11 protein-coding genes are annotated in these 8,806 nt (G+C 60.1%); 10 read left to right on the top strand and 1 reads right to left on the bottom strand.

What is annotated here, in order from left to right:
- Positions 1-8: 8 nt before the first annotated feature.
- Entirely contained in the window at positions 9-626 is a 618-nt protein-coding gene (locus ACRESJ_RS30870; RefSeq protein WP_431761287.1) for a C40 family peptidase, read from the top strand.
- A gap of 136 nt (positions 627-762) precedes the next feature.
- Here the strand turns inward: ACRESJ_RS30870 and ACRESJ_RS30865 are convergent, their stop codons facing one another.
- Complete coding sequence (locus ACRESJ_RS30865; RefSeq protein ID WP_431761286.1) at positions 763-1,797, bottom strand: type IV pilus twitching motility protein PilT; 1,035 nt, start codon at positions 1,795-1,797, stop codon at positions 763-765.
- 56 nt (positions 1,798-1,853) lie between these two features.
- Here ACRESJ_RS30865 and ACRESJ_RS30860 point away from each other — a divergent pair, with 56 nt between their 5' ends.
- The 9 genes from ACRESJ_RS30860 to ACRESJ_RS30820 all read left to right on the top strand — a co-directional run bounded on the left by ACRESJ_RS30860 (position 1,854) and on the right by ACRESJ_RS30820 (position 8,546).
- Positions 1,854-2,540, top strand: coding sequence for a YggS family pyridoxal phosphate-dependent enzyme (locus ACRESJ_RS30860; protein WP_431761285.1), 687 nt, complete (start codon positions 1,854-1,856; stop codon positions 2,538-2,540).
- A gap of 35 nt (positions 2,541-2,575) precedes the next feature.
- The gene (gene proC / locus ACRESJ_RS30855; RefSeq protein WP_431761284.1) at positions 2,576-3,394 is read left to right on the top strand and encodes a pyrroline-5-carboxylate reductase; all 819 of its coding nucleotides are present in this window, start codon (positions 2,576-2,578) and stop codon (positions 3,392-3,394) included.
- Between the two features lie 10 nt (positions 3,395-3,404).
- Positions 3,405-3,995 carry a YggT family protein gene (locus ACRESJ_RS30850; RefSeq protein ID WP_431761283.1) on the top strand — a complete coding sequence of 197 codons (591 nt, stop codon included), beginning with the start codon at positions 3,405-3,407 and terminating at the stop codon, positions 3,993-3,995.
- 197 nt (positions 3,996-4,192) lie between these two features.
- Positions 4,193-5,332 carry a homoserine O-succinyltransferase MetX gene (gene metX / locus ACRESJ_RS30845; RefSeq protein ID WP_431761282.1) on the top strand — a complete coding sequence of 380 codons (1,140 nt, stop codon included), beginning with the start codon at positions 4,193-4,195 and terminating at the stop codon, positions 5,330-5,332.
- A 7-nt stretch (positions 5,333-5,339) separates the two neighbouring features.
- The gene (gene metW / locus ACRESJ_RS30840; protein ID WP_431761281.1) at positions 5,340-5,960 is read left to right on the top strand and encodes a methionine biosynthesis protein MetW; all 621 of its coding nucleotides are present in this window, start codon (positions 5,340-5,342) and stop codon (positions 5,958-5,960) included.
- 26 nt (positions 5,961-5,986) lie between these two features.
- Positions 5,987-6,421, top strand: coding sequence for a DUF4426 domain-containing protein (locus ACRESJ_RS30835; RefSeq protein WP_431761280.1), 435 nt, complete (start codon positions 5,987-5,989; stop codon positions 6,419-6,421).
- The gene (gene rdgB, locus ACRESJ_RS30830; RefSeq protein WP_431761279.1) at positions 6,418-7,014 is read left to right on the top strand and encodes an RdgB/HAM1 family non-canonical purine NTP pyrophosphatase; all 597 of its coding nucleotides are present in this window, start codon (positions 6,418-6,420) and stop codon (positions 7,012-7,014) included. The genes ACRESJ_RS30835 and rdgB overlap by 4 nt, the downstream gene beginning before the upstream one ends.
- On the top strand, positions 7,011-8,213 hold the full coding sequence (gene hemW, locus ACRESJ_RS30825) for a radical SAM family heme chaperone HemW (RefSeq protein WP_431761278.1): 1,203 nt from the start codon (positions 7,011-7,013) through the stop codon (positions 8,211-8,213). Before rdgB ends, hemW begins: the two co-directional genes overlap by 4 nt.
- A 9-nt stretch (positions 8,214-8,222) precedes the next feature.
- Positions 8,223-8,546 carry a DUF3392 domain-containing protein gene (locus tag ACRESJ_RS30820; protein ID WP_008019970.1) on the top strand — a complete coding sequence of 108 codons (324 nt, stop codon included), beginning with the start codon at positions 8,223-8,225 and terminating at the stop codon, positions 8,544-8,546.
- The last annotated feature ends 260 nt before the right edge of the window (positions 8,547-8,806 follow it).

The raw sequence follows: 8,806 nt of genomic DNA, 5'->3' as shown, positions 1-8,806 counted from the left end.
CCTGCCTAATGCGTCCATTTTTCAAGACATGGCTAACCATTTGCCTATTATTGCCACTGGCCGCCCACGCCACCAATCGTGAGCAACGTCTTCCGAACGTTAATGGTTACACCCCAAAATCCCATGCTTCCGCTCCTTCGAGCAAAAGCAAAAAATCGCTCAAGCAAGCGCCACAGCTGACCAGCAAAAGCAGCCTGGTTCCGCCGATGGCGAGCAAGGAAAGCAGCAACGTGCTGAGCCGCGCTGTTAACGTCCTCGGTACACCTTACCGTTGGGGCGGCAGCAGCCCGAGCAAAGGTTTCGATTGCAGCGGCCTGGTGAAATACGCGTTCAACGACGCCACCTTTGACCTGCCACGCACGTCCAATGCCATGGCCAGCGGTCACGGTGAGAAAGTCGATCGCAAGGACCTCAAGCCCGGCGACCTGATTTTCTTCAACATCAAGAGCCGTCGAGTCAATCACGTTGCCATCTACCTGGGCAATGACCGTTTCATCCACGCACCACGCCGTGGCAAGTCGGTAACCATCGACACCTTGAAGAAACCGTACTGGGAAAACCACTACGTGGTTGCCAAGCGGGTTCTGCCGAAAGACCAGAAATCGATGCAGGTTGTTCAGCGCTGAGGTGATCGTCCCCACGCTCTGCGTGGGAATGCAGCCCGGGACGCTCCGCGTCCCTTCCAGAGCCGAACGCGGAGCGTCCGTTGAGGCATTCCCACGCAGAGCGTGGGAACGATCGCAAACTCTAGAAATCTCCCGCTCAAAAGCCATCCGGCGACCGCGCCTTCTCCCGCGCATGCTCATGACTGACCAGCCCCTTGGTCACCAAATCCCTCAAGCCCATATCCAGCGTTTGCATCCCCAGCGATCTGCCTGCCTGAATCGATGAATACATCTGCGCGACCTTGTCTTCGCGAATCAGGTTACGAATGGCCGACGTCCCCAGCATGATCTCGTGTGCCGCCACGCGCCCGCCGCCGATTTTCTTGACCAATGTCTGCGACACCACCGCCAGCAGCGACTCTGACAACATCGAACGCACCATCGACTTCTCGTCCCCCGGAAACACGTCGACAATTCGGTCGATGGTTTTCGCCGCTGATGTGGTGTGCAGCGTGCCGAACACCAAGTGGCCGGTTTCAGCGGCGGTCAGCGCCAGGCGAATGGTCTCCAGGTCGCGCATCTCCCCCACCAGAATCACATCCGGATCTTCACGCAACGCCGAACGCAGTGCCGTGGCGAAGCTGCGGGTATCGCGATGGACTTCACGCTGGTTGATCAGGCATTTGCGCGACTCGTGAACAAACTCGATGGGGTCTTCGATAGTCAGGATGTGGTGATGACGATGGCTGTTCAGGTAGTCGATCATCGCCGCGAGCGTGGTCGACTTGCCGGAACCGGTAGGGCCGGTCACCAGTACCAGGCCGCGGGGCGCGTCGGTCATTTTGCGAAACACATCGCCCATACCCAGCTCGTCCATGCCCAGGACCCTGGGCGGGATCGTGCGAAACACCGCGCCGGCACCGCGACTCTGGTTGAACGCATTGACCCGAAAGCGCGCCACGCCCGGCACGTCGAAGGAAAAATCGGTTTCCAGATGCTTTTCGAAGTCCACCCGCTGGGTGTCATTCATGATGTCGTAGATCAGCGCCTGTACTTCCTTGTGGTCCAGCGCCGGTAAATTGATGCGTCGCACGTCGCCATCGACACGGATCATAGGCGGCAGGCCAGCGGACAGATGCAAGTCAGATGCGCCTTGTTTAGCACTGAAGGCCAGTAGTTCGGTGATATCCATAGCGCCCCTCAATTCCAGTAGAATGCCGCGAACCTTCAGACCGCTGGCACCTCATGATGTCCACCATAGCAGACAACATTTCACTGGTTAGTTCGCGAATACGTGCCGCAACACTTGCCGCCAACCGTGCCGAAGATAGCGTCCAGCTGCTGGCCGTGAGCAAGACCAAACCCGCACAAGCCCTGCGCGAAGCCTATGCCGCCGGCCTGCGCGACTTTGGTGAGAACTATCTGCAGGAAGCCCTGGGCAAACAGCTGGAACTGGCCGACCTGCCCTTGATCTGGCACTTCATCGGCCCCATTCAATCGAACAAGACTCGCGCTATCGCCGAGCATTTCGACTGGGTGCATTCCGTGGACCGTCTGAAAATTGCACAACGCCTGTCCGAGCAACGCCCTGCCGATTTGCCGCCCCTGAATATCTGCATCCAGGTCAACGTCAGCGGTGAAGCCAGCAAATCCGGCTGCACCCCGGCCGACCTTCCGGCCCTGGCCAATGCCATCGGCAATCTGCCGCGCTTGAAGTTGCGCGGGCTGATGGCGATTCCCGAGCCAACTGACGATCGTGCCGCCCAGGACGCCGCTTTTGCTGCCGTAAAAAGCCTGCAAGCCAGCCTTAATCTGCCACTCGACACACTTTCCATGGGCATGAGCCACGACCTTGAGTTGGCCATCGCCCAAGGCGCCACCTGGGTCCGTATCGGTACGGCACTGTTTGGCGCCAGAGACTACGGTCAACCATGAGCCATGGCTGACACACTTGTGAATAAGGACCTGACATGAGCAAGACGCGTATTGCCTTTATCGGTGCCGGCAACATGGCGGCCAGTCTGATTGGTGGCCTGCGGGCCAAAGGTCTGGATGCCTCGCAGATCCGCGCCAGCGATCCGGGCGAAGAAACCCGTGCCCGCGTGAGTACCGAACATGGCATCGAAACCTTTGCCGACAACGCCCAGGCCATTGATGGCGCAGACGTTATCGTACTGGCGGTAAAACCCCAGGCGATGAAAGCCGTTTGTGAAGCCATTCGACCAAGCCTCAAATCCACCCAGTTGGTGGTGTCGATTGCCGCCGGTATCACCTGCGCCAGCATGAACAACTGGCTCGGCGCCCAGCCGATCGTGCGCTGCATGCCCAACACCCCGGCGCTGCTGCGCCAAGGTGTGAGTGGTTTGTTCGCTACCGCACAAGTGAGCGCCGATCAGCGTCAGCAAGCCCAGGAGTTGCTGTCCGCGGTCGGCATCGCCCTGTGGCTGGACGAGGAACAACAACTGGACGCCGTCACTGCGGTTTCCGGTTCCGGCCCTGCGTACTTTTTCCTGCTGATCGAGGCCATGACCGCCGCTGGCGTGAAACTCGGCCTGCCTGCCGACATCGCCGCGCAATTGACGGTGCAAACTGCCTTGGGCGCTGCGCACATGGCCGTCTCCAGTGACGTAGACGCTGCTGAACTGCGCCGCCGCGTGACTTCGCCTGCCGGCACAACAGAAGCCGCCATCAAGTCATTCCAGGCCAACGGTTTCGAAGCCCTGGTAGAAAAAGCACTCGGCGCCGCCGCGCATCGCTCGGCCGAAATGGCCGAACAACTGGGCAAATAAGGAGCTTTTCATGATTGGATTGAACACCGCAGCGGTTTACGTGCTGCAAACCCTCGGCAGCCTGTACCTGCTGATCGTGCTGATGCGTTTCGTGCTGCAACTGGTGCGGGCAAACTTCTACAACCCGCTCTGCCAGTTCGCCGTGAAAGCCACCCAGCCGCTGCTCAAGCCACTGCGCCGAATCATTCCGAGCATGTTCGGCCTCGACATGTCCTCGCTGGTATTGGCGATCCTCGTGCAACTGGCGTTGATGGCCCTGACCCTGCTGCTGACCTATGGCACTACCGGCAATCCACTGCAATTGCTGATCTGGTCGATCATCGGCGTGACCGCACTGTTCCTGAAGATTTTCTTCTTCGCCCTGATCATCAGCGTGATCCTGTCGTGGGTCGCACCAGGCAGCCGCAACCCGGGCGCCGAGTTGGTGAGTGACATCTGCGAACCGGCCCTGGCGCCGTTCCGCAAGTTCCTGCCGAACCTTGGTGGGCTCGATCTTTCGCCAATCTTTGCCTTCCTGGCGCTCAAGTTGATCGACATGCTTGTGATCAACAACCTCGCCGCCATGACGATGATGCCGGAAATCCTGCGGGTGCTGATCTGACCCGCTGGCAGGCTGACCGCGTTATCGTTCATCGCGAGCAGGCTCGCTCCCACAAGGGTATGAATTCCAATGTGGGAGCGAGCCTGCTCGCGAATGTAGCGCCTGGGTCTAACTGAAGAAAATCAGGCCCGGCCTTTGCTTGCCGCTAACCCCAGCGGTCTTTAGACTTACGCCTCATTTCAACGAGAGCAGGGTCGATGCCAGCTGCCTTTCCCCACGATTCTGTTGGTCTTGTGACGCCGCAAACGGCGCACTTCAGCGAACCCCTGGCGTTGGCCTGTGGTCGTTCGCTGGCGGCCTATGACCTGATCTACGAAACCTACGGCACGCTGAACGCCACGGCGAGCAACGCCGTGCTGATCTGCCATGCCTTGTCCGGTCACCACCATGCTGCCGGCTTTCACAGCGCCGATGACCGCAAACCCGGTTGGTGGGACAGCTGCATCGGTCCCGGCAAGCCGATCGACACCAATAAGTTCTTCGTGGTCAGCCTCAATAACCTCGGCGGTTGCAACGGTTCCACCGGCCCAAGCAGCATCAATCCGGAAACCGGCAAGCCGTTCGGCGCCGACTTCCCGGTGCTGACCGTGGAAGACTGGGTGCACAGTCAGGCGCGCCTGGCAGATCGCCTGGGCATCAACCAATTCGCGGCAGTGATCGGCGGCAGCCTTGGCGGCATGCAGGCGATGCAATGGAGCATCACTTACCCGGATCGTATTCGCCATTGCCTGGCTATCGCCTCAGCCCCCAAGCTGTCGGCGCAGAACATCGCCTTCAACGAAGTGGCCCGTCAGGCAATTCTTACCGACCCGGAATTCCACGGCGGTTCGTTCCAGGAACACAGCGTGATCCCCAAGCGCGGGCTGATGCTGGCGCGGATGGTGGGGCACATCACGTACCTGTCCGACGACTCCATGGGCGAGAAATTCGGCCGCGGCCTCAAGAGCGAGAAGCTCAACTACGACTTCCACAGTGTCGAGTTCCAGGTCGAAAGCTACCTGCGTTATCAGGGCGAAGAGTTTTCCGGGCGTTTCGATGCCAACACTTACCTGCTGATGACCAAGGCCCTGGACTACTTCGACCCGGCAGCGAACTTCGACGATAACCTGGCGAAAACCTTCGAAAATGCCAAGGCCAAGTTCTGCGTAATGTCGTTCACCACCGACTGGCGTTTCTCCCCTGCCCGCTCGCGGGAACTGGTGGACGCATTGATGGCCGCGCGCAAGGACGTCTGCTACCTGGAAATCGACGCACCGCAAGGCCACGACGCCTTCCTGATTCCTATCCCGCGCTACTTGCAGGCGTTCAGCCACTACATGAACCGAATTACGTTGTGAGAAAGCCATGAGAGCTGATCTGGACATCATCCAGGAATGGATCCCCGCCGGTAGCCGCGTGCTCGACCTTGGTTGCGGCGACGGCGAATTGCTGACCTGGCTGCGCGACAACAAGCAGGTCACCGGCTACGGCCTGGAAAACGATGCGGACAACATCGCCGAATGCATGGCCAAGGGCATCAACGTCATCGAGCAGGACCTGGACAAGGGCCTGGGCAATTTTGCCAGCAACAGCTTCGACATCGTGGTCATGACCCAGGCCCTGCAAGCCGTGCACTACCCGGACAAAATCCTCGAAGAGATGCTCCGCGTCGGGCGCCAGTGCATCATCACCTTCCCGAACTTCGGTCACTGGCGCTGCCGCTGGTACCTGGCAAGCAAGGGGCGGATGCCGGTTTCCGAGTTCCTGCCCTACACCTGGTACAACACGCCGAACATTCACTTCTGCACCTTCGCGGACTTTGAGGCCTTGTGCCGCGAACGTGAAGCCAAGGTCATTGATCGGCTTGCCGTGGATCAACAGCATCGACACGGGTGGGCCAGTAAGCTATGGCCTAATCTGTTAGGTGAGATCGGTATCTACCGCCTCAGCAGTCCGGGGCTTACCGACCACAAGGTCGCGGTCTGATTCACCACAAAGCGAGGAGAAAGATCATGGGTCGTCTAGCGCTGTTTCTACTCACTGCTTGCCTGAGCGTTACGGCCATGGCCGCCGACGTCATCAAGGGCGAGCGCCAGGAAACCTTTGGCGACGTGACGGTGCATTACAACACCTTCAACTCCACGTACCTGACGCCAGACATCGCCAAAGCCACCGAGCTTACCCGAAGCAAGAATCAGGGCGTGATCAACGTTTCGGTGCTCAAGGATGGCACGCCGCAAATGGCCCAGGTCAGCGGTACGGTCAAAGACCTGACCAGCCAAAGCGTTCCTCTGAACTTCAAGCAGATCACCGAACAGGGCGCGATTTACTACATCGCCCAATACCCGGTTCCGCAGCAGGAGACCCGCACCTTCGAGATCAAGGTGCAGACCGGTGACAAAATCAACACCATCAATTTCAACCAAGAGCTATTCCCCGGCCAATGATCAACTTCACGCAACTCGTATTGGCCAGCCATAACGCCGGCAAACTCAAGGAACTCCAGGCCATGCTCGGCGAGTCGGTGCACCTGCGCTCGATCGGCGAGTTCAGCAGCGTCGAGCCTGAAGAAACGGGTCTGTCGTTCGTCGAGAACGCCATCCTCAAGGCCCGCAATGCCGCGCGCATTTCCGGCCTGCCGGCGCTGGCCGACGATTCCGGGCTGGCGGTGGATTTCCTCGGCGGAGCGCCAGGTATCTACTCGGCGCGTTATGCCGACGGCCAGGGCGATGCGGCGAACAACGCCAAGCTGCTCGACGTGTTGAAAGACGTACCTGAAGCCGAGCGTAGCGCGCAGTTCGTCTGCGTACTGGCGCTGGTGCGCCACGCCGATGATCCGTTGCCGATCCTCTGCGAAGGTTTGTGGCACGGACGCATCCTGACCCAGGCCAGCGGCGAACACGGCTTCGGCTACGACCCGCTGTTCTGGGTGCCGGAGCGCGATTGCTCCAGCGCCGAACTCAAGCCCGGCGACAAGAACCAGATCAGCCACCGCGCCCGTGCAATGGATCTGCTGCGCCAGCGTCTGGGATTGAAATGACTTCTGAATCATCCGCGTCGCCGCTGATCTTCGGTGGCGCGCAATCTCCTCGGGCGGCCTTGCCTGTGCTGCCGCCCCTGGCGTTGTACATCCACATCCCGTGGTGCGTGCGCAAATGCCCTTATTGCGACTTCAACTCCCACACCGCCAGCCCTGTGCTGCCGGAAGAAGAGTACGTCGACGCCTTGCTGGCCGATCTCGATCAGGACCTGCACGCCGTCCATGGTCGTGAGCTGAGCTCGATCTTCTTCGGTGGCGGCACGCCGAGCCTGTTCAGTGCTGATTCGCTGGGTCGCTTGCTCAAGGGCGTCGAACAGCGCATCCCGTTTGCCAGCGACATCGAAATCACCCTGGAAGCCAATCCGGGGACCTTCGAGCAAGACAAGTTCGTGGCGTACCGAAAACTGGGGATCAATCGCCTGTCGATCGGCATCCAGAGCTTTCAGCAAGAAAAGCTCGAGGCCCTGGGACGGATTCACAACGGTGACGAAGCGGTACGCGCCGCCGGCATGGCGCGGCAGGCCGGTTTCGATAACTTCAACCTGGACTTGATGCATGGCTTGCCGAATCAGTCCCTGGACGATGCCTTGGCGGACCTGCGCACAGCCATCGCCCTGAAACCGACACACCTGTCGTGGTATCAACTGACCCTGGAACCGAACACAGTGTTCTGGAACCAGCCGCCAACGCTGCCGGAAGACGACACGCTGTGGGACATTCAGGAAGCCGGACAAGCGCTGCTGGCCGAACACGGTTACGCACAATACGAAGTCTCGGCCTATGCCCTGCCCGGTCGACCGGCGCGACACAACCTCAATTACTGGAGTTTTGGCGACTTCATCGGCATTGGCGCCGGCGCCCACGGCAAGCTCAGTCACCCGGACGGGCGCATCATCCGCACCTGGAAGACCCGCCTGCCGAAGGATTATCTGAATCCGGCGAAAAGCTTCAAGGCCGGCGAGAAAGCACTGACCAATGAAGAGATGCCGTTCGAATTCCTGATGAACGCGCTGCGTCTGACCGAGGGTGTCGAATCGCGGCTGTACCCGGAACGCACGGGTATGACGCTGGACAGCCTCGCCGAAGGTCGCCGCGACGCAGAACAAAGCGGCCTGTTACAGGTCGAACCGTCACGTCTGGCGGCCACCGAGCGCGGACAGCTCTTCCTCAACGACTTGCTGCAGAAATTTCTGACATAAGGAAATCGAATGGATCTGATACTCGACCTGCTGGCCACAGTATCCCGCTGGAGCCGCAGCAACCTCTCGGAAATCGCCCTGGCCCTGGTGGGTTGTCTGCTGGTGTTGTTTGGTGCGGATTTCAAAGGCTGGGTCGAGCAGCGCCTGGGCAGCATCGCCGGCGCCTTGCGCGTGCCGCTGATGTCCCTGCTGTGCATGATCGGCAGCGGCGCGGCGCTGATCTACGCCACACCATGGGTCGTGCGCGGCTTGAGCCAGTTCAACAACTACAGCCTGGCGCCGGTGTTGCTGGTGGTGCTGGTGCTCATTGGCGTCGTAGCCGACCGCCGCTGACTCTGGACACAGCGCCTGACCACTGTAGGAGCGAGCTTGCTCGCGATGAGTCCGAGAGCGACGCGGGTATTCAGAATCCCCGCGTCATCGTTGACGACCATCGCGAGCAGGCTCGCTCCCACAGGGGTTATGTGGCGGATTCGGATCAGTGCTTGGCGACGAGGTCCTTGGGCAGCTTGAAGGTCCAGAGCATGCCGCCCTGGTTGAAGTCCTTCACCCGCTTGGCCACTTCGCCGCCCCACAGCGGCACGGCGCCGCCC

It is taken from the genome of Pseudomonas sp. (assembly GCF_050739655.1).
In the GTDB taxonomy this organism is placed as follows: domain Bacteria; phylum Pseudomonadota; class Gammaproteobacteria; order Pseudomonadales; family Pseudomonadaceae; genus Aquipseudomonas.
The sequence above is the reverse complement of the archived record's forward strand: the minus strand, read 5'-3'. Positions and strand labels throughout refer to the sequence as shown.

Coding starts and splice junctions, on each gene's coding strand:
- ACRESJ_RS30835 (WP_431761280.1), top strand. CDS start 5,987: ATGGGTCGTCTAGCGCTGTTTCTACTCACTGCTTGCCTGAGCGTTACG.
- proC (WP_431761284.1), top strand. CDS start 2,576: ATGAGCAAGACGCGTATTGCCTTTATCGGTGCCGGCAACATGGCGGCC.
- ACRESJ_RS30820 (WP_008019970.1), top strand. CDS start 8,223: ATGGATCTGATACTCGACCTGCTGGCCACAGTATCCCGCTGGAGCCGC.
- ACRESJ_RS30860 (WP_431761285.1), top strand. CDS start 1,854: ATGTCCACCATAGCAGACAACATTTCACTGGTTAGTTCGCGAATACGT.
- metX (WP_431761282.1), top strand. CDS start 4,193: ATGCCAGCTGCCTTTCCCCACGATTCTGTTGGTCTTGTGACGCCGCAA.
- ACRESJ_RS30870 (WP_431761287.1), top strand. CDS start 9: ATGCGTCCATTTTTCAAGACATGGCTAACCATTTGCCTATTATTGCCA.
- rdgB (WP_431761279.1), top strand. CDS start 6,418: ATGATCAACTTCACGCAACTCGTATTGGCCAGCCATAACGCCGGCAAA.
- ACRESJ_RS30865 (WP_431761286.1), bottom strand. CDS start 1,797: ATGGATATCACCGAACTACTGGCCTTCAGTGCTAAACAAGGCGCATCT.
- ACRESJ_RS30850 (WP_431761283.1), top strand. CDS start 3,405: ATGATTGGATTGAACACCGCAGCGGTTTACGTGCTGCAAACCCTCGGC.
- metW (WP_431761281.1), top strand. CDS start 5,340: ATGAGAGCTGATCTGGACATCATCCAGGAATGGATCCCCGCCGGTAGC.
- hemW (WP_431761278.1), top strand. CDS start 7,011: ATGACTTCTGAATCATCCGCGTCGCCGCTGATCTTCGGTGGCGCGCAA.